17 protein-coding genes are annotated in these 24,084 nt (G+C 43.4%); 5 read left to right on the plus strand and 12 right to left on the minus strand.

Annotated elements, in window-relative coordinates:
* Positions 1–70 precede the first annotated feature (70 nt).
* Positions 71–568, minus strand: coding sequence for a metallophosphoesterase family protein (locus M9189_RS10270; protein ID WP_250722970.1), 498 nt, complete (start codon positions 566–568; stop codon positions 71–73).
* Between the two features lie 54 nt (positions 569–622).
* The gene (mnmA, locus tag M9189_RS10275; RefSeq protein ID WP_250722972.1) at positions 623–1,828 is read right to left on the minus strand and encodes a tRNA 2-thiouridine(34) synthase MnmA; all 1,206 of its coding nucleotides are present in this window, start codon (positions 1,826–1,828) and stop codon (positions 623–625) included.
* A 474-nt stretch (positions 1,829–2,302) separates the two neighbouring features.
* Here mnmA and M9189_RS10280 point away from each other — a divergent pair, with 474 nt between their 5' ends.
* Positions 2,303–2,647, plus strand: a complete 345-nt coding sequence (locus tag M9189_RS10280; RefSeq protein WP_250722974.1) for a hypothetical protein — start codon at positions 2,303–2,305, stop codon at positions 2,645–2,647.
* Between the two features lie 104 nt (positions 2,648–2,751).
* The gene (locus tag M9189_RS10285) at positions 2,752–4,869 is read left to right on the plus strand and encodes a TonB-dependent receptor (protein WP_250722976.1); all 2,118 of its coding nucleotides are present in this window, start codon (positions 2,752–2,754) and stop codon (positions 4,867–4,869) included.
* Positions 4,870–4,920: 51 nt separating this feature from the next.
* Here M9189_RS10285 and dnaN read toward each other — a convergent pair whose 3' ends face one another.
* From dnaN to surE, 6 genes are all read right to left on the minus strand, one after another.
* Positions 4,921–6,048 (minus strand): DNA polymerase III subunit beta, encoded by a 1,128-nt coding sequence (dnaN, locus tag M9189_RS10290; protein WP_250722977.1) that lies wholly within the window; start codon positions 6,046–6,048, stop codon positions 4,921–4,923.
* A 267-nt stretch (positions 6,049–6,315) separates the two neighbouring features.
* Positions 6,316–7,995: a gliding motility-associated ABC transporter substrate-binding protein GldG gene (gene gldG / locus M9189_RS10295; RefSeq protein WP_250722979.1), complete on the minus strand. Its 1,680-nt coding sequence runs from the start codon at positions 7,993–7,995 to the stop codon at positions 6,316–6,318.
* Between the two features lie 26 nt (positions 7,996–8,021).
* Complete coding sequence (gldF, locus tag M9189_RS10300; RefSeq protein WP_250722981.1) at positions 8,022–8,747, minus strand: gliding motility-associated ABC transporter permease subunit GldF; 726 nt, start codon at positions 8,745–8,747, stop codon at positions 8,022–8,024.
* Between the two features lie 9 nt (positions 8,748–8,756).
* Complete coding sequence (gene lpxB, locus M9189_RS10305; protein ID WP_250722982.1) at positions 8,757–9,896, minus strand: lipid-A-disaccharide synthase; 1,140 nt, start codon at positions 9,894–9,896, stop codon at positions 8,757–8,759.
* 69 nt (positions 9,897–9,965) lie between these two features.
* Complete coding sequence (locus M9189_RS10310; RefSeq protein WP_250722984.1) at positions 9,966–10,259, minus strand: hypothetical protein; 294 nt, start codon at positions 10,257–10,259, stop codon at positions 9,966–9,968.
* 12 nt (positions 10,260–10,271) lie between these two features.
* Positions 10,272–11,075, minus strand: a complete 804-nt coding sequence (gene surE, locus M9189_RS10315) for a 5'/3'-nucleotidase SurE (RefSeq protein WP_250722985.1) — start codon at positions 11,073–11,075, stop codon at positions 10,272–10,274.
* Positions 11,076–11,232: 157 nt separating this feature from the next.
* Here surE and pheT point away from each other — a divergent pair, with 157 nt between their 5' ends.
* Entirely contained in the window at positions 11,233–13,686 is a 2,454-nt protein-coding gene (pheT, locus tag M9189_RS10320) for a phenylalanine--tRNA ligase subunit beta (RefSeq protein WP_250722987.1), read from the plus strand.
* Positions 13,687–14,274: 588 nt separating this feature from the next.
* Here pheT and M9189_RS10325 read toward each other — a convergent pair.
* The 4 genes from M9189_RS10325 to tsaD form a co-directional block, all read right to left on the minus strand.
* Positions 14,275–15,198: a TonB family protein gene (locus tag M9189_RS10325; protein ID WP_250722988.1), complete on the minus strand. Its 924-nt coding sequence runs from the start codon at positions 15,196–15,198 to the stop codon at positions 14,275–14,277.
* Between the two features lie 3 nt (positions 15,199–15,201).
* Positions 15,202–15,594: an ExbD/TolR family protein gene (locus M9189_RS10330; protein WP_250722990.1), complete on the minus strand. Its 393-nt coding sequence runs from the start codon at positions 15,592–15,594 to the stop codon at positions 15,202–15,204.
* Between the two features lie 11 nt (positions 15,595–15,605).
* The gene (locus M9189_RS10335; RefSeq protein WP_250722991.1) at positions 15,606–16,307 is read right to left on the minus strand and encodes a MotA/TolQ/ExbB proton channel family protein; all 702 of its coding nucleotides are present in this window, start codon (positions 16,305–16,307) and stop codon (positions 15,606–15,608) included.
* 162 nt (positions 16,308–16,469) lie between these two features.
* Positions 16,470–17,486: a tRNA (adenosine(37)-N6)-threonylcarbamoyltransferase complex transferase subunit TsaD gene (tsaD, locus tag M9189_RS10340; protein ID WP_250722993.1), complete on the minus strand. Its 1,017-nt coding sequence runs from the start codon at positions 17,484–17,486 to the stop codon at positions 16,470–16,472.
* Between the two features lie 136 nt (positions 17,487–17,622).
* Between tsaD and M9189_RS10345 the strand changes: the two genes are divergently transcribed.
* Together M9189_RS10345 and M9189_RS10350 are read left to right on the plus strand one after the other, a co-directional pair.
* The gene (locus M9189_RS10345; protein WP_250722995.1) at positions 17,623–22,029 is read left to right on the plus strand and encodes a translocation/assembly module TamB domain-containing protein; all 4,407 of its coding nucleotides are present in this window, start codon (positions 17,623–17,625) and stop codon (positions 22,027–22,029) included.
* Between the two features lie 140 nt (positions 22,030–22,169).
* The gene (locus tag M9189_RS10350; protein ID WP_250722997.1) at positions 22,170–24,080 is read left to right on the plus strand and encodes a polysaccharide biosynthesis protein; all 1,911 of its coding nucleotides are present in this window, start codon (positions 22,170–22,172) and stop codon (positions 24,078–24,080) included.
* Positions 24,081–24,084 lie beyond the last annotated feature (4 nt).

Consider the following 24,084-nt stretch of genomic DNA (forward strand, 5'->3'; position numbering starts at 1 on the left):
AAAGTACAGTAGTGCAAACAACCAAAATACTAAAAAAATGCATTACCCTGACTAAAATCAGGTCAAAAGTTTAGCTCTTGATGGCAAACTCAATAACCTCCAAATCCCTTATATTTCCGTTATCGAGGACGAAGCGAACTGCAGTTCTGACAGTATGAAAACCATATTTTCCGGCAGCCCCAGGATTGATGTGAAGCAATCCTAAAGTTTTGTCATTCATCACTTTGAGAATATGGCTATGGCCACAAATGAATAGTTTTGGTGGATGTGCGTAAATATCCGCCTTTACACGGGCATCGTACTTGCCTGGATAACCTCCGATGTGACACATCAGTATATCCACCCCCTCGCATGTAAAGCGTAACTTTTCCCGGAGACGACGGCGCAAGGAGGCGCCGTCTATATTTCCCCATACTGCCCGTACAGGCTTGAAGGCTTCCAACTGATCAAGAACATCATCCGACCCTATATCACCGGCATGCCATATTTCGTCTACCTCTGAAAAGACACTGAGAAACCTCGGGTCGAAATATGCATGTGTATCTGATAATAGCCCAATCTTTTTCATCTGATCAGATTTTAATTCTTGCTCAATTCAGGTCACACAGCCTATGCACGAGGCTTAGATAATTGCTCCGGAAGCAATCAGTTCTTCGCCATCATAAAGTGCAGCAAACTGACCCGGAGTAATGCCTCTCTGGGCTTCGTCAAAGATCACATACAGTCCCCCTTCTCTCATCAGGGCAACTCCTCCCTGAAGTGGCTGACGGTAACGGATGCGAATATCGAAACGCCTCTTCTCACCTAGTTGCATGGCTAGATCCGGACGAACCCAGTGGACCTCGTCATGGTCGACCTTCAGTACCCTACGGAATAGCCCCGGATGATCCTGTCCCATTCCGGTATAGACAGCATTCTCGACAACGTCAATTCCGATAACAAACAAAGGTTCAGGAAAACCGCCAATATTAAGTCCTTTGCGCTGACCTATAGTATAGAAATGTGCACCATTATGATCTCCAATTACCTTTCCCATTGCAGGTGTATGAGGATAACTGGTAGCAAGAACATCAAGCTCTGAGTCACTGAGCAAAGTAAGATCACCTTTGGGCTCACGTGAATAAAGGCTGCAGTCAGTAGGAATCAGATAGACTTTGCCCTTCTTTGCCTGGAGCTTCTGCTGCAGGAATACAGGCAGGTCAACCTTTCCTACAAAGCAAATACCCTGTGAATCTTTTTTATGAGCTGTCACTAGTTTTAGTTCGGCAGCAATCCTCCTCACTTCCGGTTTCTCCAAATCACCTATGGGGAATAGAGCCTTTTCAAGTTGCTTTTGAGACAGCTGGCAGAGGAAGTAACTCTGATCCTTATTGTGGTCACTACCTGCCAGCAAGCGGTAAACAGGACGACCATCAACATCTATTACTTCCTTACGGCAGTAATGTCCTGTAGCAACAAAATCAGCACCCAGTTTCATAGCCTCATCCATAAAGACATCAAACTTGATTTCCCTATTACATAAGACATCAGGGTTGGGCGTGCGACCACGTTCATATTCGGCAAACATATAGTCAACCACTTTGGCCCGGTATTGCTCACTCAGGTCAACAAAGTGAAATGGAATATCCAGCTTGCGTGCTACTGCTTCGGCATCAAACTTATCGTCAAGCCATGGACAATCAGCCTTCAGCACACCAGTCGTGTCGTGCCAGTTTCTCATAAACAAAGCAACAACATCATAACCCTGTTGCTTTAGTACGTATGCAGCAACACTGGAATCAACCCCTCCGGATAAACCTACGACTACACGCTTCTTGCTCACACTCATCTGTTAAATAATTAAGCTGCAAATATACTCTTTTTTGAGGACATGTTCCTCCATGAATACTTTATGCATATTTATACACTTATTAAGGCATTTATCACACAGCTGATTTTTTGTCAAACGGTTTAAATCCTTCATCCGGTTCGATCAAACTTTAATCAATAAAAGGTTGTATCATATCACTTAATTCCCGTGCTTTGTAGTCGCAAATACTTCTAATCCCCTTTCTAACCTTAATACAGTATCTAACCCAATCTAGCAATGGGCACCTCTCAGAAGGGTGCCCATTACTGTATATATACCCACTTTATGGAATAATCATTCATTAATAAAGCTTACGAATTCTGACCAGCCAGGCTGGGACTCCATTCACTTGCAGCCTTATATACAATGGTGTGCTTACTCCCCTGATTTTGATATGTGATTAAAAAGAACTTAATTTGCGGATAATTTAATCTGAATTAAAATAAGAACAGGATGTTTTTCGTAGGTGTATCAGCACAATTCATCCCCTATCTGCTTTTGTCAATGACAATGTTGGTGTGCTTTGTGCACCAGACCAAAGCTGATGAGAAGGTAAAAGCCACACCTGTTCAGATATCTACTCAAGCAAACAGAGAGATTAGAATTGTTGCTGCCAAGCAAGTCAACGTCAGGCATACCGATGAGGAGCAACAAGATCAGCCCGTAATCAGCCATAGATTAGCACACAAGACTTCATATTCAGCCACTATACGAGACTACAGCAAACTAAAAAGATTCACTGTATACAGGGAAAAGCCTCACAGAGCTCCACCTACTGCATTTCGTGACAGGAAATAAGTCCTGCACATCGTTCTACATTCAGCCGGAGTCAGGATGATCCGGCATATCATAGCATTTGGGAGTTTCACTATTTCATTGAAAAAGAAATTCATTTCACAAATATGTATAAGCTCACTTCACTACTACTGGCACTTCTGTGCCCAATAATAAGCTTTGCCAACGAAGTTTATTCAATCAAAGGACTTGTAACTGATAATGAAAACCGGCCAATGCCGGGTGCACATATCCTTGTAAGCGGCACATCCTTAGGTGTGGCTAGCGCACCTGACGGAAGTTTTATAATAGACAATCTGCCTTCAGGCACTTATACGCTCAATACGAGTTTCGCAGGATACAATACTGAGTACATTACAATACAGGTCCCATCTGAGGAGCCTGTTTTGATAAATCTAAGACCGGCTGTTTATAATATAAACCAGATAGTGGTAACGGGGACCAGAAACCCAAAGCCGCTGAAGGACTCACCTGTGCTTACCCAGGTGTTGACTACCGGCAGCCTCGAGGCTGCCGATATGCCTGAGGTTGCCACTGCTCTTGAGAATACTTTACCAGGCATTGAGTTTTCTTACGGTGCTTATGGTAGTAACATCAATATGTTTGGCTTATCAGGCAACTATGTGCTATTTCTTAGAGATGGGAACAGGCTTGCAGGAGAGAATAATGGCAACATAGATTATAGTCGTTTGACCCTGTTGGGCACAGACCGTATTGAGATAGTACGAGGTGCAAGTTCGGTACTCTACGGCTCCAACGCCATGGCAGGGGTTGTCAATATAATAAGTGCCCCTCAGATGGATCCGGTAAGCGTAGAAATCTACTCAAGACAAAGTAATTTCAACACAAACCTCACAGAGGCTAAAGCAGGATTTAAGCTGGGTGACTTCGTGTCACGCACCACTTATAAGTACAATCACACTGATGGATACGATCTCAATGATTTGGCATACGACGGTCGTACTTTGGAGAGAACAACAACTCATCGACTGGCTCAGCAGTTCAGATGGACACCAGGCCACAGGCTTGAAATGGAGGCTGCTGGATCAATATTTAAAAGTCATGTTGATGCCTCTTTGCCATTGAGAAACAACAAACTAAATGACGACAAGGACATTGTGATCGGTGGTAAGTATCATATCAACCGCAACAGCACTCTGGAAGCTGTGTGGCACTATGACAACTACCGCATCTTCGAAAAGGAGAATCAGGATCTGTCTCTGCAATATGACAACCGCTACCAAAATGCCAGGTTAACTGGTGATATCAAGATAAATAACAGCACTCGTCTGGTTGCCGGTGTGGAATACCAGGAGGAAGCTTTAGAGGCTCCTCGTAGCAGAATCTATGACAAGATCTACAACCACGAGCAGGTAGGTTATGCACAAAGTGAGTTTACTGTTAACCCCAATTTCACATTGACTGCAGGATTCAGGGTAAATTTCATTTCAGACCACGGGTCTCATACCACATGGCAGAGCGCCGCAATGTACAAAGCCGGGGCAGTAACTCTTAGGGCCAATGTAGGGACAGGCTACAGAGCCCCGACTCTCAAAGAAAAACATATGGTATACCAGGCTCCTACCTCCTTCCCAATATATGTCTATGGTAATCCGGACTTACAGCCGGAAACCAGCCTATATACTGCAGTGTCAGCTGAAGTAAGTTTCACTAGCCTGAACTTCTCAGTCAATGTGTACCGTAACTCTGTCAGGGAAATGATTATTGAAGTGATGAGGCCCTATAACCCTTCACAGGATCCGGTAATGGATTATTACTACGAGAATATTGAAAATGCTGAGATTAAGGGTGTGGAACTTATCTTCCTCTGGAAGCCGGTTAACCGTATAATTGTCAGAGGTGGCTACGGCTATACCCATTCACATGACCTGAAGATAGACCGACAATTGACCGGAAGCCGCAAACACAATGGAAATATCAATATCAACTACGGTTTCAGACACAAATACCTGTCAGCAATTAATCTCCAGGGCAACTATTACGGAGCTATGACAAGATCCATCTATGATCAGGATACAGGTGAGGAAACTACTGACGACCTTGATCACTTCACACTATGGAAAGCATTGATAACGGTAAAGGCTGCCCAGCCACTAAGTATACAATTTGGAGTGGATAATATCTTCAATTTTACAGATCCTGAAACATTTGCAACATTCAGTCCGGGAAGGACAATCTTTGTTAGTGCACGATTTAGCTTATAGAAAAAAGGCTGTCCTCGCGGACAGCCTTTTTCAAACATACCTATCTATTAATTACACATTTATCATCATTGGCATCAGAAGCATAAGCTCATCCTCATTCTCGCTCTTTTCGATTGGAAGAATAAGTGCAGCTCTTGACGGATCAGACATCTCGATCACTATATCATCTGATGAAATATTGTCAAGGATATCGGCTAGGAATACTGACTTAAAGCCTATTTCCATTTCCTGACCTTCGTACTGGCAGTTAAGCTTTTCAAAAGCCGAAATTGAGAAGTCAATGTCCTGAGCCGAGATCACAACCTCATTGCTAGTCAGGTGCAACTTGACCAGGTTGGAGGACTGGCTTGAGAAAATCGAAACGCGTCCCAGTGTATTTGAAAGATCTATGCGGTCAATAACCACTTTATTTGGATTATCATGAGGTATTACCGCATTATAGCTTGGATAGTTGCCTTCTACCAGACGGCAAACCAACATATAGTTGGGCAGGTTGAAGAAAGCGTTTTTGTTGTCAAATTCAATTTCAACATCCCCAGTTTCACGTGGTAGTACATTCTTCAGCAGAGATGCCGGCTTCTTGGGAAGAATGAAGGATGCCTCAAAAGCGCAGTTAGCATCAAGTCTGCGGTAACGAACCAGCTTGTGTGAATCTGATGAAACAAATGTCAGGTTCTCGGGTGAAAACTCAAACAAGATACCATTCATCACAGGACGCAGTTCATCGTCAGCAGTAGCAAAGAGAGTCTTGTTGATACCGGTAAGCAACAGCGAAGCAGGAACCCTGATCTTGCTGGCCTTGTCTTCTTCAACCTCGGGTATTGACGGATAATCTTCTGCGGGTTGACCAACGAAATTATACTTACCCCTTTCAGAAAAGATATCCACAGTAAGTGTGTCAAGATTTGCCTCAAAACGCAATGGTTGTTCAGGCAGTTTCTTAAGTATTTCAAGTAATATTTTAGATGGAAAGGCAAGTCGTCCGTCACCTTCGGTGCTCTCAGTTGCCATCCTGGTAGTCATGGTAACTTCAAGGTCAGAAGCAGTCATGCTCAACTCATATCCCTTAAGATCAAAGAGAAAGCAATCCAAAACGGGAAGCTGGCTCTTGGAAGATATGGCCCTGCTTATTGCCTGCAAATGTGTCAGCAGTTCAGAACTCGATACTACAAACTTCATTAGTCGTTATTTTATGGTTAAATCAAAGAATCATACTGCTATTCGGCTTAGAATCATAATTGTAGAGAAAATGATTCACCTTCCCAAATATATGAATAATCAGATAATTAAAGAACCTCCGGTCATGAAAAATATTAATCCTTTGAACCTGACCACCGAAATATTAAGGCCCTTATCAGAAGATTAAAGATTCTTCTCCGAGACTTTTCTCCCTAGCCGACAAAAGGGCCCCTCCTTTGGTATCCCGGGGGGGGGACCTATCCAAACCTATCTGTACTTATATCTGCGCCAGATAATAAATCCTGCTCCTATCAGAAGGAGGAAAAGTGGAGGCACTGCCAGGTTGATCCACTTCCAGAAATCAAGGTCATGTGCCAGTTTCTCCCTGTCAAGTAATCTGATACGATAATCCCTGGTGCGCAGGCTCATCCAGCCCTCATCATCGGCCAGATAATGCACAGCATTCAATATAAAGTCCTTGTTTCCGAAGTTCTGGCTTGAAACCTCATCATAACCCAGCGGTACAATCTGAGGTGAGGCACTATAGCGCATCCTTACATCATTGCGGATTACATCTCCGTCTGCCACTACTATCATTCGGGTAGCTACACTCTTGCGTTTGATATCAGACAGATTTATATCAACCCCAGGGGGTACAGGTCTGTTAGCAAACAATGAAGGAAATACCCCTTCCATGGCTACTGCAGTAGGAATATAACTCTGATTGAACTCCTCCCTGTTGGGCTGTTCGTTGACCATTGCAATCGAAACATATACAGGCACTGGCAAACGTCGTGAGTACTGCCCAGTCTGCAGCAAAATGTCTCTTCTCATCAAACCAAAAGTACCCACTGTATCTATGCTACTTACAAACTCACCTTTCACAAGATTGACACCTCTTGTAACAGGATGTGAAGTATTGGTACTCATAAGCGGATTGAACATCCATGGCATTGGAACCATTCTGGCTTGCTCGCCTTGAGGAGCAACATTGACAGGGATAAGTGAAGATTGTACATCTTGTAGCAACTCCATATTAATCCTGACACCATAACGGAAAAGCAGATCCTCTATACCTAATTCGCTAGCAACTCCAGGAGTCTGGCTAGTTCCCTTCAAACTATCGAGAGTAATATAAACTGCATCGACAAGCCAAAGCACCTTTCCTCCCCTCATCACATACTGATCGAGGATGAATTTATCCCTCTCGGAAAACTTCTCTCTGGGCTTGGCTATTATCAGCACCTTGTATGCATCAAGTATGTATGGATCAGAAGTCAATGAGCCCCTGTCAACCTGGTAGTAATGCGACAATTCCTCACTTATATCATAGACATCAATCTCTTCCAGTTCACCATGCCCCTCAAGGAAGGCAACTGCCTGAACCTCATCAGTGAGCATATTGCGGATTGAACTACTAATCTTGTATTCAAGCCCCTCCATCGAAAGGTTGAGATTGGCGGTTGCATTCAGTCCCGGTACATTCTCAAGCAAATTGACAACCATCTCATACTCCCCTACCCTGAAATGAGCAAAGGGATAAACGTTTGATTGGATCCTACGCCCGTCTGCAGTGACCTCAAAGACAGGAACTGGTGATACACCAAGCTCCTTTAATTCTTCTACTATTTCTGAATTATCAGTTGGATCTATAAACTCATATTTAATCCTGCCACGTGAAATAATCCTGAATTCCTCCAGCGTCTCATGTGATGAGCGGGCCAACTTCCTGAATCCCGGATTTAGCTCTCCGTCAAGATATACCCTGATAAACACATCAGTTTCAAGATTACTCAAAAACGACTTTGTGACAGGGGCCAGGGTATAACGCTTCTCCTCAGTCAGGTCAACACGAAAGAACTTGCCCGATAAGACTACGTTGATCAAAACTATAACTATGATGCCAATCACAGGCCCGATGCTTCTCTTATTTAGTTTTGAAGCCATAATGCGGATTATTGATTAAGTACAGCTTATCTCCTGTTTAATACTGTTCTGGTTAGCCAAAGGAAGATCACTGAAACCGAGATAAAATACAAAAGGTCACGTGAATCAAGCACCCCACGACTAATAGAATCATAGTGCTCGGCTATTCCCAAATATGCAAGCAGGCTGCCTGCGCCTTTAAGGCCAGGCAGGGAGGCCGCAGCAGCAAAGCCGTCATAGAAAAAATAACAAAGTACCACAGCCAGCACAAAGGCTATTATCTGGTTTTTACCAAGGGAAGAAGTAAAAACCCCAATAGCCACATAGATGGCTGCTAGTAACACCAGCCCAAGATAGGAACCCCATATTGCTCCGTGGTCCAGATTCCCAGCCGGACTTGCAAGTTGATTTACTGAATAGTAAAATACCAGTGTCGGTACAAGAGATAATACAACAAGGGTTAACCCTGCAAAATACTTTGACAATACGATGTGCCATTCGGAAACAGGATGAGTCAGCAGCAGCTCTATAGTTCTGTTGCGCTTCTCCTCGGCAAACAGTCTCATCGTGGTTGCCGGAACCAGAAATAGATAGATCCATGGGGCAATCCAGAACAAGGGCTCTAGCGTAGCGTACCCTCCCATGGGAATATTCATGTTACCCGGGATAAACCACAGAAAAAGAGAGGTTGCAACAAGAAAGACGCCGGCTACAAGGTAACCGGTCATCGATCCGAAAAAGCTCATTATTTCCTTCTTCCAAAGTGCAAGCATAGTCTAACCTTATTTCGTGTCATTAAGTGTCTGCCAAATCTCTCCGGCTGTGCGATCACTGCTGCCGGCTTTGCCAACTATCAACGCCAGTTCTTCATAACCCTCAAGTATACGAGTTCTGTACTGTTCATCATAGCAAAGCAAAGAAAGCTCATTCTTTAATGACTCGCGTGAGAATGTACTTTGAAACAGCTCCTTCACCACCTCCCGGTTCATTATCAGGTTGACAAGAGAAATGTAAGGCACCTTCATTATCACATTCTTTGCCATAAAATTGGTAAAGCCTCCACCCCACATTTTATAGCACACTACCTGGGGACATCTCAGCAAGGCCGTCTCCAATGTTGCAGTACCGGAAGTCACCATAGCCGCATGAGCACACTCTACAAGTGCGTATGTTTCCCCAAAGACTACTGATACTGATTCATGACCGTTGAGATAAGTACTGTAATCATCAATAGTAAAGGATGGAGCTCCTGCTATAACAAATTGATAATCCGGAAAGTAAGCCTCCATTGCCAACATATCAGGTAGTATCCTGCTGATTTCTTGTAGGCGACTGCCTGCAAGAAGTGCAATTATTGGTTTGTTGCTTAGCCCGTTACGCTTTACAAAACTGTTAAACCCTTCACCTTTATGGGGCCTGTTTTCGATTGCATCCATCAACGGGGAACCGGAGTATAAAACAGGCACGTTATATTTTGCATAAAACTCCGATTCAAAGGGCATTATTGAGAAGACCTTGTCTACGTATTTCTTGATTTTCCTGACTCGGCCTGTATTCCAGGCCCAAATCTTAGGTGCAATATAATAGTAGACTTTATATCCAAGTTGTTTTGCATATCTGGCCACCCTCAGATTGAATCCTGCATAGTCCACAAGGATTACTACATCAGGGTCGTACTTGACAATATCTGCCCTGCAGAACTTGAAATTACGAGCTATCTTTCCAAGGTTGGCAAGCACCTCAAACACACCCATATATGCTGTCTGCCTGTAATGCCTTACAAGCTGTCCCCCTTCCGCCTGCATCTTATCTCCACCCCAGTAGCGGAAGTGAGCCATAGGATCATGCTTCTTCAATGCTTTCATCAGGTTGGCAGCGTGAAGATCACCCGATGCCTCCCCTGCTATTATGTAATACTTCATATACTCTTGTTACATTGCCAGTAAACCAAACACCGGAGGGCCTATTGCTGACCCCATGACATGCTGATCTCAGTTGACTAAAAACAGAATACCAGTAATCACAGCCCAGAATATGGTGGCAATCATAATACCCCGTGCGGTCTTTTCAGCCTCCATAGTCAGAGATAGAAAGAAGATGATCAGGTTGGGTACCACACTTACACTAAGTAGTTTGCCTAAACTCTTCAGCTGATAAAGCCCCTTTACAAGATCAATAAAGGAGTCATGTCCTGAATAATTCAGTTTATATATCAGATAAGCCATAATCACGGGAACTAGCAGTCCTGCGATCAACCCGACTATCTTATTATCCAACTGTTTCACCTGCACAAGTATTTAATTTGATACCGGAAGCCTATCCTCAACTCCCAAACTCTTAAGCCTACTGACTGTCTCCATACATGTAGGATCGATAGTGAATGGTACCAGAGCTGCATAGCCATGGTCCAGAGTCCACTCATCAGTATCCTCAGCGTCCGTATCAAGATTGACATAGCTACCTGTCATCCAGTAATACGGCTTACCTGTACCTGGTTCATAACGCTTCTCAAATCCTTCAATCCAGTTACCCTTAGCCTGACGACATACCCTCAAACCTTTAATTTCTCCCTTGGGCATATTTACATTGTAACATACCCCCTCAGCCATTCCATGTTCAAGCACAAGTTCAAAGACCTGACGGACATAGTTTACAGCATGCGAAAAATCAGCATCAGCGCTATGGTCAAGTAAAGAAAAAGCTATTGATGGGATTGCATTGAACGTGCCTTCCTTTGCACCTGCAACAGTGCCTGAATAGTGCATACTTATCGAACTGTTCGTTCCGTGATTGATTCCTGAAACAAGGTAATCGGGCTTATCTCCCAATACCTCATGCAGAGCCAGTTTGACACAATCAGAAGGAGTCCCGCTGGATTTGAATATTGTAAGTCCCTCTTCCTCGAGAACCTTGGTCAGGTATAGCGGACGGGTTACCGTAATAGCATGCGACATACCCGACATTCCACTATCAGGTGCAATCACTACCACATCTCCGAAGGGCCGTACCGCCTCAACAAGAGCCTTTAATCCTTTTGCCTGCACTCCGTCATCATTTGTCACCAGGATCAGTGGCCTGTGGTCCTTCTTAATCTTTTCCATATTCATAATATTCAGTTATCAAAGATAAGGATTAACAGTCAAACAGCAATAAGGAATGACCGCGTGAACGTTCAAATAAAATGCCCAAAATTGGCTTGCTTCAACCCAAAATCACTATTTTTGCCTGACTCAATCATTTTCAACAAAATCACAAGGCATGAACATTTCTTATAAGTGGTTAAAGGAATACATAGACACTGACAAAACACCCGAACAAATAGCAGCGATTCTGACCTCACTCGGCCTTGAAGTAGGCAGCATTGAAGAAATCGAAACCATCAAGGGCGGCCTTAAAGGTGTGCTTGTTGGCGAGGTACTTACCTGCCAGAAACACCCCAACGCCGATAAGCTAAGTGTGACCACCGTTAACGTTGGGGGTAGTGAACCTCTGCATGTGGTTTGCGGTGCTCCCAATGTGGCTGCAGGTCAGAAAGTACTGGTTGCCACCGTAGGCACCAAATTATACAACGGTGACGAAGCCTTTGAAATCAAGAAGGCTAAGATTCGTGGCGAACTATCTGAAGGGATGATTTGTGCTGAGGATGAGCTTGGAGTGGGTACCGACCATAGCGGAATCATGGTACTTCCCGCAGGCACACCGGTAGGTATGCCTGCTGCCGAGTATTTCAATATTGAAAATGATGTTGTCTTTGAAGTTGATTTAACGCCAAACCGTATAGACGCGGCTTCACACCTTGGTGTGGCTCGGGACCTTGCTGCTCACTTTGCGGCACAAAACAAAGACGCCGGCCTGAGATGGCCTTCTGTCGATGCATTTAAAATTGACAACAACAGCTATCCTGTCAAGGTTACTATTGAGAGAAGCGAAGCTTGTGCACGTTACTCAGGTGTTACAATCAGTGGTGTTACTGTTAAGGAATCACCCGACTGGCTCAAGAACAAGTTGAGGACTATTGGTATGACTCCCATCAACAACGTGGTGGACATAACCAACTTTGTGCTTCATGAGTGCGGCCAACCTCTACATGCGTTTGACGGAGATAAGGTAACAGGCAATCATGTGATAGTAAAGACTCTGCCTGCAGGCTCAAAATTTATCACCCTCGATGAAAAAGAAAGGGAACTGCATGCAGACGACCTTATGATCTGCAATGAAGTAGAAGGTATGTGTATCGCAGGTGTGTTTGGTGGAGTAAAGAGTGGTGTAAGTGCGACTACCACCAGGATCTTCCTTGAAAGTGCCTGCTTCAACCCGACATTTATCAGAAAGACATCCAGACGACATAACCTGTTTACAGATGCCTCCTTCAGGTTTGAAAGAGGAAGCGACCCCGAAATGACTATCTATGCACTTAAGAGGGCAGCCTTGCTGATCAAGGAAGTTGCAGGAGGTGTAATTTCAAGTGATATTATCGATGTTTATCCTACTCCAGCCAAAGGTAGTGAGGTTGAACTAAGCTGGGCGAACCTCAAAAGACTTGTTGGTAAGACTCTTGAAGCTTCACTTGTTAAGACCATATTGAAGGCACTTGATATAAAGGTGGTTGAAGAGACAGCTGTCGGACTAAAGCTTTTGACACCTCCATATCGTGTGGATGTACTAAGGGAAGCCGATGTTATAGAAGAAATATTACGTGTATATGGTTACAATAATGTTGAAATACCTGCAATTCAACAATCGGCAATTGTAACAACTCCAAAGCCAGATCACCACAGGATCAGAAATCTGATAGCTGAGCAATTGCTTGGTGCGGGCTTTACCGAAATAATGAGCAATTCACTGACTAAGGCTGCTTATTACAGCAATTCTCAGACTTTCAAAGCTGAAAATACTGTAATTCTAAACAATCCTTTGAGCAGTGATCTCAATGGCTTGAGGCAGACTCTTATCTTCGGTGGGCTTGAAACCATAGAAAGAAACCGCAACAGACAGCATCCCGACCTTAAACTATTTGAGTTGGGCAACTGCTACTATTATAATACAGAAGGAGACAAAGGAAAGCAAAGCAGCTATAAGGAAGAACTTAAGCTGACTCTGTTTATAACCGGAGCCAGGGTACCGCAAAATTGGAACAGCCCAAGACAGGAAGTAAGTTTTGCAGATATAAAGAGATATGCTGAGAATGTACTACTACGCATGGGACTTTCTGAAACAGACTGGAAAACAGAAGGTATTACACCAGACCTGCTAAGTGACGGTCTTAACTATAGCCTTGCTGGTAAACAACTGATGACCGTAGGTATGGTATCACACAACCTGCTCAGGAGTTTCGACATCGACGACGAAGTATTCGTTGCCGAAATCATTTGGGACCAGCTTGTATCATGCACGGCCAAACACAAGGTTCTATACAAGGAACTCTCACGCTTCCCCGAAGTTAAGCGCGACCTTGCCCTATTGCTGGATGAGCATGTCAAATATGCCGAGATCGAAGCTGTAGCCTTGAAAACTGAAAAGAAGTATTTGAAGAACATTACTCTATTTGACGTTTATCAGGGTGATAATATTGAAAAAGGCAAGAAATCCTACGCTGTAAGCTTTGTCTTGGAAGATACCGAAAAGACACTTACTGACGGACAGATAGCAAATATTATGGGCAGACTTACCGCTGCTTTCGAAAAGGAACTGGGAGCCAAACTTAGAGGATAAGCAACCATAGATTATAGAAAACAGCCCCGGAATTAGTTCCGGGGCTGCTTTTTTGTACCTGAATTTACAGATAAAAAGAAACGGGATCATCTCGTTTGATGAATCCCGCTTCTAACCTTAACCCTAACCCAAAATTATGAAAAACCTATTTATATATTTAGAACATATAAAAACCAACTTTGTTTAATCAAGTACTAAAAAAAATTTTGTGCTCTTTTATGTCAAAAGTATTATACAAAAATCTGTCACTAAAACACTATCGTTCATCAATTGACGATGCAAATATATCAAATATTTTTATCGTATCAACTCGATTAACTTTATTTAACCATTTAACTATTGACTTTTATCTCAAAAAGACTTCTGACCAACTTCTTCCGTTGAAGTATAAACAAACCTAATACTTCATACTGCGTTAAGCAAGTTTACCAAGACAATTAACAGCATGTTAACATTAAGGAGACTTTTGTTTTATTAAATAGCAAAGAATTATCCCGACAAACCATAGGTCAAAAGCCTGAAAATAAAATTGCCGTTTCGCGCGCAGGGCGCGAAACGGCAATAATTCTTAGTAAGTATGGGAAATTATTATTTCAAATTGAAATGATAGGTAATACTTCCATGCTGCTCAGCAGCAGCTTCGGGTGCCTTGTTAAACTTAGCCTTAAAGGCAGCCCTTTCAGCGGCTCTCCATAGCTCCTTATTCTGAAAGGTAGAACCGTAAGGGGTTGCCTCTGCTCTTATAACATTACCGTTTTTGTCCACTGTAACATTCACTACAACTTTTCCCTGTTCCTCAATAGGATACTCTGGTCGGGGCCATTCTCCGTCAGCAGTACGTCCCTTAAGACTATGACTATAATCAACCCCCTCACTTCCCTGTCCAGTTCCCGTCCTGTTAGTGACATTTGGATCGCCCGTAAGGGCACCCTGGGTACCGCTACCACCTGTATCACCTTCAGATTGAGAATTACTGCCCGAATTACTTAAGGCCCCGCTTACAGTATTACGTACAGCGGCAGCCTGCTGGGCCTGCTGCTCCCTTTTCTGCCTTTCAAGTTCTGCTATCCTTTGTCTTTCCAGCTCTTCCTGACGCTGACGCTCCTGCTCAGCCTTACGTTGTCTTTCTATTTCAGCCTGCCGTTGACGTTCCTGCTCAGCAATCCTCTTCTGCTCTTCCTGACGTGCCTTCTCCTGGGCAGATATAGCCGGAGCTTCCTCTGTGTTCTGAGTCAGGACCTGTTGACGTGCAGGTGTTGATGCCGAAGGTGTTGGCGGGGGTGTTGAAGCCGGTTGAGAAGCAGGGGGAGTCGAAGTTTGAGCTGCAGGAGCAGATGAGGAAGGAGTAAATTGCCCCTGTCCGGTCGGTGAATCTCCAAGCGCAACCAATATACCTTCATCACCAGGATCCACACTACTGATGCTAATAAAAATCAGCGCCAGCAGCAGCAACAGGTGAAACACTATAGTTCCAAACACCCCTAAACTCTTGTCACTTGGTCTTTCGTCCATATGCTATCTTGCTCTGGTAGCCAGAATCACTTTATAATCGTTGTTCTTGGCTATGTTCATAACCTTTACCACTTCTTTCATCGGCACATTCTCATCGACATGAAGAGATATATACGGTTCCTGCTGATCTCCAATCCTGTTTCGTAACGTTGCCTCAAGCTGGTCAAAGCCCACCCTCTTGTTTTCGACATAATACCTCAAATCTGAAGTTATCGAAACACTTGTAATCGCCTTAACCGTGGTCTGCTGATTACTTTGTGGCAGATTCAGCTTGATGGCATTGGGACTTACAAGGGTTGATGTTATCATGAAAAAGATAAGCAACAGGAACACTATGTCGGTCATAGACGACATACTGAAAGTCGGGTTAACTGTATTTCTTCGTTTTAATCCCATTACTCTATCCTTTAATTTGCAGGTTCATACAACAAATCCATAAATTCAATGCTCTGTGCTTCCATTGTAAACACAACTTTCTGAATCTTTGAAACAAGGATGTTGTATGCGAAATAGGCTATAATACCTACTATCAAACCTCCAACTGTTGTTACAAGAGCAGTATAGATACCGCCAGCAAGTTGAGATATAACTATGTTGGCTCCTGAATTAGCCATTTCCCAGAACGAAATTACCATACCAATTACTGTACCAAGGAAACCAAGCATAGGAGCTCCACCGGCTATGGAGGCCAGAGTTGAAAGACCCTTTTCAAGTGATGCAACCTCAAGGTTGCCCACATTCTCAATAGCTGCATTGATATCACTAAGAGGACGACCAATACGTGTAATACCTTTCTCAATCATACGTGCTATGGGGTGATTGCTCGAACGGCACAATGCAAGTGCAGAATCTATCTTTCCGTCATGTATATAATCCCTGATCCTGTTCATAAAGGTGGTATCGATATTCGATGCCCTTCTGAGCACCATAAAACGCTCAATAAAAATGTATATTGCAATTATTGACATAAGCAGCAAAGGATACATAATCCAGCCACCCATCATACCAAGCTCTATCAGGTCTATGCTTTGGGTTACAACTTCTTCTCCTTCACCCTCTAGGCCTGCTGCAACCTGTCCGGCTGCCTGTATCATCAAAAAAGGATTCATAGTTCGCTCTGTGTTTTGGTTATAACTTGTTTGTGCTAAATTATTAAAAATGCCGAACGATTACGTTACAAGACAAATATTATTCCAAATGAAAGTATAACGTATAGTTCACCGCTAATATTATACCTAAGCCACCTGCCTATATACAGGCTTTGTATAACCCTATGCCTGACGGGCATAGGGTGCTGCATCCTGAGAAGCAAATTCCCCTTTGAGAAACTTGTGATACCCTACCATTGCTATCATTGCGGCATTATCGGTAGTATAGGATAGTTTTGGAATATAAGTTTTCCACTTATACTTCCTACCTGCAGCCTGTACAGCTTCTCTCAATCCACTATTTGCAGACACACCTCCTGCCAGAGAGATTTCTCTGATACCTCTATTCTTAGCAGCTTTAATAAGCTTATCCATCAGAACCTCAACAATGGTCCTTTGAAGCGAAGCGCATAGGTCCTCCTTGTGCTTATCAATAAAATCAGGATCTTCCTTTATCCTGTCACGCAGGAAATAAAGAAAGGAGGTTTTCAATCCGCTAAAACTGTAGTCAAACCCTTCTATTCGTGGTTTGCTAAATGCAAACGCCTTGCTGTCACCTTCCTGTGCCAGCTTATCAATAAGCGGTCCGCCCGGATAAGGCAGACCCATGATCTTGGCGCACTTGTCAAAGGCCTCACCTGCTGCATCATCAATTGTCTGACCAATAATCTCCATCTCAAGGGGACTGCGAACCTCTATAATCTGACTGTTACCTCCCGATACCAGTAAGCACAAAAACGGAAAGGATGGAACATCCTTCCTTTCACCTGGCTCCTGAATAAAGGAAGCTAGCACATGGGCATGCAGGTGATCAGTTTCGATTAGTGGTAATCCAAGCGATAAGGCCATCCCCTTGGCAAAGGATGTACCAACTAACAGCGAACCCAAAAGCCCCGGACCTCGCGTAAATGCCACAGCATCCAGTTCACCGGGCCTCACCCCTGCATCCTTAAGAGCCTTGTCAACCACAGGAATGATATTCTGTTGATGAGCCCTCGATGCCAGCTCCGGCACAACCCCTCCATACTCCTCATGAACCTTCTGCCCTGCTATCACATTGCTTAGTATGGTATCATTTTTGATGACAGCTGCAGAGGTATCATCGCACGATGATTCTATTCCCAAAATAATTACTGACATAAGTTTGTTTTGACTTATACACTAAGTAAAAAGCCGATATTCGGTTAAGTTACTTATTTTTGTCCGGACAGCCGGTCCCGGACCTTGGTCGTTAAACGTTTAAACTGGCAAAATTATCAAAAAAACTCAGAAAATATTGCTTGCCACCGCTCTGGTGCTGGTAGGATTACCGGTACTTAGTTCCCTCGTTTTGATGATCCCGGCAGTACAGACCTCTATTGTCAGGATTGTAACCAACCGCTTGTCAGAGGATCTTAATAGCACAATTTCCATTCGTAAGGTAAGTATATTACCCTTTGCTGGAATCAGACTAAACGGCTTTCTGGTTCTTGACCAACAGCAGGACACCCTCTTTTACACAGAAAAGGTAAGAGCAGGTGTAGACAGGTTTTCGATTAGACACAAACACTTATACCTGAGAGAAGTGGATTTTGTCGAACCGGTTATCAACCTGTATCAGCACCAGGACCGAATGAATTTCTCCTTTCTGCTTGATTCATTGGGTGGGGAAAAGAAGGACAGTGCCATATGGAAATATTCCATCGGCGCCGTGTCTATAACTAATGGGGAAGTAGATATTTCTCACAGTATTTTTAAAAATCCAGAGCTATCTATAGATAAACTGTCTTTTAGCGGTCTCAACCTAAAAATCAAACGCACTTCTGGACCTGACGAGCCACCGGCATTCAATGTATCTCACTTCTCTCTCCACGAAGCTTCCGGACTGGATCTCGAGGCCTTTGAAAGTAAAGGTTATATCAAGGAGGACAGAATTGTAATAGACAACCTGGCTTTTCGTACTGCGGCTTCGATATTCGACTTTGAGGCTATCGAACTTCCTTTCGGAAACACAGAGGTCTCAGGTTATGATGTCCCTTTTAGTGGAAAAATCAATAATATCACAATCTCCCCGGAAGAAATACATACATACTATCCTAAATTTCCTCTGATAGAAAGTCCCCTGTCACTGTCGGGAACCATTTTCGGTTCTCTCGACAATCTTAAGGGACGTAATATCACTGCTTCATTTGGCAATAACACATCATTCAGTACTTCATTCGACATCACAGGTTTGTCCAACTTCAATGAGGTGTTTATCTACATGGACATAGAGGCATTCGACACAACCATACCTGACCTGGAGCTGCTTATTAAGGGGAGTGAACCGACACTGCCCGAGTCCTTCAGGCAATTGGAAACCATCCATTACTCAGGTAATATTACCGGCTTTATCAACAACCTTGTTGCCTATGGATCCTTCACATCCAACCTGGGTGAGCTGAGCACCGACCTTGGAATTAAACTGGACAAAGATGGCAATGTATTATTTGGAGGACTGTTAAGCACAAAAGACTTCGAACTGGGCCGGATGCTTAATGCAGATCCTGCTCTGGGCAAGATATCTCTTGACATGGAGGTAAGTGGATCTCGTTCTTCGGAAACCGACTACTTTGTTATACTTGACGGTACTGTTGAAGAGCTGGAGCTCAACAATTACGATTATCAAAACATTGCCGTACAAGGTCTGTTGACCAATCAGAAGTTTGATGGAAACATCAGATTATCGGACCCCAACGGTTCGCTTAATTTCATGGGTAAGGTGGATATGTCAGGTAATGTCCCGCACTTTGACTTTATGGCGTTGATTGCCAATGCACAGCTCGACAGGCTCAATCTGGCACCCAAACTGGAAGGCAGTGTATTGTCTGTATTAATTGAGACAAACTTCAGTGGTGACAACCTTGACGATCTCATCGGTGAAATATCTATATCAGATGGACTGCTTTACACCCCAAACTCATCAATCGACTTCGACTCAATACATATAAGAGCCGAAAGATACGGAGAATCAAAACATTTAAGTCTCCGGTCTGTCTTTGCTGATGCTGATATAGTCGGGCATTATATGTTCAGAAACCTCAAGGGGACAATTACCGGTTTTGTTGACAACTATCTTCCATCTTTTATCGACAACAATACCAGAAAGAGAGGCTCAACAAACGATTTCGGTTTTGATATAAGACTGAAGCAGGTAAGTAACCTTGCTGCCATATTTGTTCCTGAGCTCAATATTTCGGATCAGGGATACATAAAGGGACACTTCAGCACCTCACCTCCAAATCTAGATCTTGAGGTGGGCCTAGGTCACATTAACTACAAGAATATAAGCAGCTACGGTTTTGAAGCAAAAGGACAGGCCAACGGCAACAATGTTTTGTCAATGACAAGCAATGCCGAGTTGGTTAGCATTGGCAAGTTAATAGAACTACCCAACTTTTCAGTGTACCAGACTGCCGCTTCAGACACCCTTACCACAAATATATTCTGGAACAACTGGGATATGGTAAACAATAGTGGGGCACTTTACACAGTTACCGAGTTTGGCACTGACGAACATGGGCATCTTGCTGTCACTGTAGGCCTTGAACCATCTTCAGTAATGATAGCAGACAGTGTATGGAATATCAATAAGGCCAGTGTACGTTTTCACGACAACGGCCTCATTGTAGAAGGTCTCAAGATAGAAAATAGCAGCGAGCATATTGCATTAAACGGAACCCTTGACAAGGATGAAGCTGACGGGCTCAATCTTGAGTTTAGCAACCTCAGGATGGACCGACTCTTTGGCAGGGGCAAACAGGGTCGAATCACCTTCGGAGGAGAAATTGACGGACATATCAGAGTCAGTGAATACTACCGTGATCCATTGCTGTCGGCCAACGTCACTATCAATGATTTTGTGTTTAACAACGAGAGGTATGGTACTTTCGGAATAAACAGCTGGTGGAACAAAGAAACTGAAACCATCGAGATACTTGCCCAACTCATAGATAATGGAGAAGACCGCCTCCACGGCTATGGCGAATTCAACCCTGAGAAACGCCATCTGGACCTTAGCATGGACCTAAACAGGTTCAGCATATCCTTTTTGGATCCCTTCATTAACAAGGTATTGCAAGATATGAAGGGCTACGCTTCAGGAAAGATGTATTTCAAAGGCCCTCTGTCACAGGCCTACCTTACCGGTAAGATAAAGGTTGATGACGGATCCTTTGGTGTGGATATGCTGAAGACAAATTATCATATCAGTGATTCGGTCAGCTTCTATCCAAATGAAATAAGATTCAGGGATATGACTCTGACTGACCGAAACAACCGTAAGGGCAAGTTCAAAGGATCTATATTCCACAATGGTCACTACAAGGATATGGTATTCAACCTCAGGGTTGAATCCAACAATATGGAGCTGCTAAATACCAAACATGCAGACAATGAATATTATTACGGGAATATTTTTGGTAACGGATATATGACAGTTACCGGAAACACAGATAATGTAACTCTCACCATCAACGGAACCACTACCGGTAATTCCCGGTTCTTTATACCAATTCAGTCACAGGAAACAGCAACAGAAACCAATTTCATCCGATTCAGGAGCAAGGCTAACGGTAGCAATCTTCAAATCCAGGAAGATCCAGGAATGGATTATAAGGTTGACCTTTCAGGTGCTACAATCAACATGAATATAGAGGTCACACCAGATGCTGAGGTGCAGATTATCTTCGATGAGCGTATTGGTGACATACTGAGAAGCAAGGGTAACGGAAACCTGCAGATAATGATCAATAGGCAGGGCAACATACGCTTTTATGGTGATTATATTATAGAAGAAGGAGATTACCTGTTCTCACTCCAAAACCTGATTAATAAACGCTTTACAATCAATCAGGGGGGAACTGTAAAATGGCAGGGAGACCCCTATAATGCAGATATTGACATTACAGCTGTATATAAACTACGAGCTTCGCTGGCCGACTTGCTTGATCCAGTATCAGGGGCTATATCGGGCTCCTCAGATGTTCAGCGCAGGGTGCAGATACACACCAACCTCATGCTCAGTGGAATGCTTCAACAACCTTCAGTAAGATTCGGTCTTGAAATGCCTACACTTGACGAAAGCCTTGAGTCTCTGGTTCTGGGATATATTACATCTGATGAAGAACTCAACAGGCAGGTATTATCTCTACTTGTTCTCAACAGGTTCTATCCACCAGAACATATGAGGGTTGACAATAACTCAGGCATCAGGTCTGAAAGCGCAGCTCTCGTCACTACTACTGAGATGCTTTCGTCACAGATATCAAGATGGATAAATACCCTTACAAGTGATGTGGATGTTGGTGTAGCCTACCGTCCAGGCGATAATATAACAAGTGACGAGTTTGAAGTTGCAGCCTCTACCCAGATGTTTAACAACCGCGTTACAATCAATGGAAATGTCGGTTATGGAAAGTATTACACAAATACCGGTAAGATGGTCGGTGACTTTGATGTGGATGTTAAACTCAATCCGGTTGGAACACTCAGAGCCAGAGCTTATACACGTTCTAATGAGGATCTTATTTACGAAACCTCACCCACCACTCAGGGAATTGGCCTATCTTACAAAGAGGAGTTCAACAGTATTAAAGAGCTCTGGCTGAAGTACAAACGGCTCTTCACAAACAGAAGGAAAGACTCTGACAATGAAGGAGATTAACCATCATTGTCATTTATTGCATGTTCATGTAAAATAAGACTATACTGGTAAAAATTCGATTGATTATCCTGAGCAAATAAATGATCTTTGAGTTATTGCTGTAAAGATATAGTAGTGTCAGGATCAATTTACCCCAGAAGATGAAGGAATTTTTACTCAAGGTCTTTAACGATAGGATAATCTCACCATGGTGGATACTACTGATAGACATGATGCTGGTATCAAATGCCTTCGTTATTTCATATGTCATCAGGTTGAACGTAATGTTGCCTTCCTACTCAGTATGGGAGTTTGTCAGAGGTGGAGCATATGTGATTTTCGTATATGCTATAGTCTTCTACCTTTTCGGCATACATAGAGGAGTAATCAGACACACCAACTTTTCGGAGTTACGTATGCTCTCAATTGCATGTACCACAACCCTGGTATTATTACTTGGCCTCCATTTTATTGCCGGACTTATCAACCCCGAATTTGCTATGGTACCCCGTCTGGTACTGGTATTGCATTTTGTTCTTGTAGTGTTCTTCTGCTTTGGCTTCAGGCTTGTAGTGCGTGAAACCTATTCATATCTCACAACCAGCAAAGGTTCAGTGATGACTGTTATCTACGGTACAGGCGACCTGGCTCTTATAACACATGAAGCAATTCGCAATGACAAAGAGAGTCAGTATCATGTTGCAGCCTTTGTAGATGAAGAACCTTCCAAGTGGAACATGAGCCTTAACACCCTGCCTGTATTAAGCTGGGAGAAGCTTCTCAAGCAGGAAGGCAAGTGGGATAGCATAAAAGTTGTAATCCTGGCTGTTACGGACATCTCGACCAGGCAGAAGCAGATGATTGCTGAAGAATGTATGCGTCGGGAATGGAAACTAAAGGTAATGCCATCAGTAGGCAACTGGGTAAATGGGATTTCCAATACAAGCCAGATTCGTGACGTACGCATTGAAGACCTTTTGGGTCGTGATGAAATCCAACTTAACCAAAGACGTATTATGGAAGGTCTTGACAACAAGACCATCCTCGTTTCTGGAGCTGCCGGATCTATCGGATCTGAAATAGTACGCCAGCTGCTTCGTTTCCCTGTCAGACAAATTATAATGCTCGACCAGGCTGAATCGGCTCTTTATGACCTCCAACAGGAAATTATACTAAGGCACGACGACGCTCCATTCAAACCGGTTCTTGCTGATATCACTAACCAAAGAATGATGAGGAAGGTTTTCGAAACCTACAAACCTCATATTGTTTTCAATGCTGCTGCTTACAAGCACGTTCCCATGATGGAGGAATCTCCTTACGAAGCTGTTAGGGTCAACATTGGAGGAACAAAGATTCTGGCAGACTTGTCGGTTGAATTTGGCGTCGAAAAATTCGTCATGGTAAGTACTGATAAAGCTGTCAATCCCACCAATGTAATGGGAGCTTCCAAAAGGATATGCGAATTATATATTCAGTCCTTATCTCAGTTGCCTGAAATGAAAACAGCGTTTGTAACAACACGCTTTGGTAACGTACTTGGTTCAAACGGTTCGGTTGTCCCCCTTTTCAAACGCCAGATTGCTCAGGGCGGTCCTGTAACGGTAACCCACCCAGAAATTACACGATTCTTTATGACTATCCCCGAAGCTTGTCAGCTTGTACTTGAGGCATCTTTTATGGGCAACGGAGGAGAGATCTTTGTTTTTGACATGGGAGAACCTGTTAGAATTGCCGACCTTGCAGAGAAAATGATAAAACTGTCAGGACTTAAACTTGGTGAAGACATTGATATTGTATATACAGGTCTTCGGCCGGGAGAAAAGTTGTATGAAGAATTGCTGGCCTCCAAAGAACATACCAAACCTACCTATCATGACAAGATCATGATAGCAAATGTCAAGACCTGCGATTTTAATGATATCAATCGTCAAATCCTGGGTCTTCATGAATCTGCATACAATGAATCTGAGGAATTAATTGTGGCAAGAATGAAGGAGTTGATTCCTGAATTTAATCCTCAAAACGAAAGATACCGTAGGCTTTTGGTTGCACGTGAGCTATCGGTCTGAACCA

Origin of the sequence: Xiashengella succiniciproducens, assembly GCF_023674465.1 — a bacterium.
Lineage (GTDB): Bacteria > Bacteroidota > Bacteroidia > Bacteroidales > Marinilabiliaceae > Geofilum > Geofilum succiniciproducens.

What these genes read in the sequence shown, in the direction of transcription:
- M9189_RS10270 (WP_250722970.1), bottom strand. Translation starts at nt 568, where the DNA reads ATGAAAAAGATTGGGCTATTATCAGATACACATGCATATTTCGACCCG.
- mnmA (WP_250722972.1), bottom strand. Translation starts at nt 1,828, where the DNA reads ATGAGTGTGAGCAAGAAGCGTGTAGTCGTAGGTTTATCCGGAGGGGTT.
- M9189_RS10280 (WP_250722974.1), top strand. Translation starts at nt 2,303, where the DNA reads ATGTTTTTCGTAGGTGTATCAGCACAATTCATCCCCTATCTGCTTTTG.
- M9189_RS10285 (WP_250722976.1), top strand. Translation starts at nt 2,752, where the DNA reads ATGTATAAGCTCACTTCACTACTACTGGCACTTCTGTGCCCAATAATA.
- dnaN (WP_250722977.1), bottom strand. Translation starts at nt 6,048, where the DNA reads ATGAAGTTTGTAGTATCGAGTTCTGAACTGCTGACACATTTGCAGGCA.
- gldG (WP_250722979.1), bottom strand. Translation starts at nt 7,995, where the DNA reads ATGGCTTCAAAACTAAATAAGAGAAGCATCGGGCCTGTGATTGGCATC.
- gldF (WP_250722981.1), bottom strand. Translation starts at nt 8,747, where the DNA reads ATGCTTGCACTTTGGAAGAAGGAAATAATGAGCTTTTTCGGATCGATG.
- lpxB (WP_250722982.1), bottom strand. Translation starts at nt 9,896, where the DNA reads ATGAAGTATTACATAATAGCAGGGGAGGCATCGGGTGATCTTCACGCT.
- surE (WP_250722985.1), bottom strand. Translation starts at nt 11,075, where the DNA reads ATGGAAAAGATTAAGAAGGACCACAGGCCACTGATCCTGGTGACAAAT.
- pheT (WP_250722987.1), top strand. Translation starts at nt 11,233, where the DNA reads ATGAACATTTCTTATAAGTGGTTAAAGGAATACATAGACACTGACAAA.
- M9189_RS10325 (WP_250722988.1), bottom strand. Translation starts at nt 15,198, where the DNA reads ATGGACGAAAGACCAAGTGACAAGAGTTTAGGGGTGTTTGGAACTATA.
- M9189_RS10330 (WP_250722990.1), bottom strand. Translation starts at nt 15,594, where the DNA reads ATGGGATTAAAACGAAGAAATACAGTTAACCCGACTTTCAGTATGTCG.
- M9189_RS10335 (WP_250722991.1), bottom strand. Translation starts at nt 16,307, where the DNA reads ATGAATCCTTTTTTGATGATACAGGCAGCCGGACAGGTTGCAGCAGGC.
- tsaD (WP_250722993.1), bottom strand. Translation starts at nt 17,486, where the DNA reads ATGTCAGTAATTATTTTGGGAATAGAATCATCGTGCGATGATACCTCT.
- M9189_RS10350 (WP_250722997.1), top strand. Translation starts at nt 22,170, where the DNA reads ATGAAGGAATTTTTACTCAAGGTCTTTAACGATAGGATAATCTCACCA.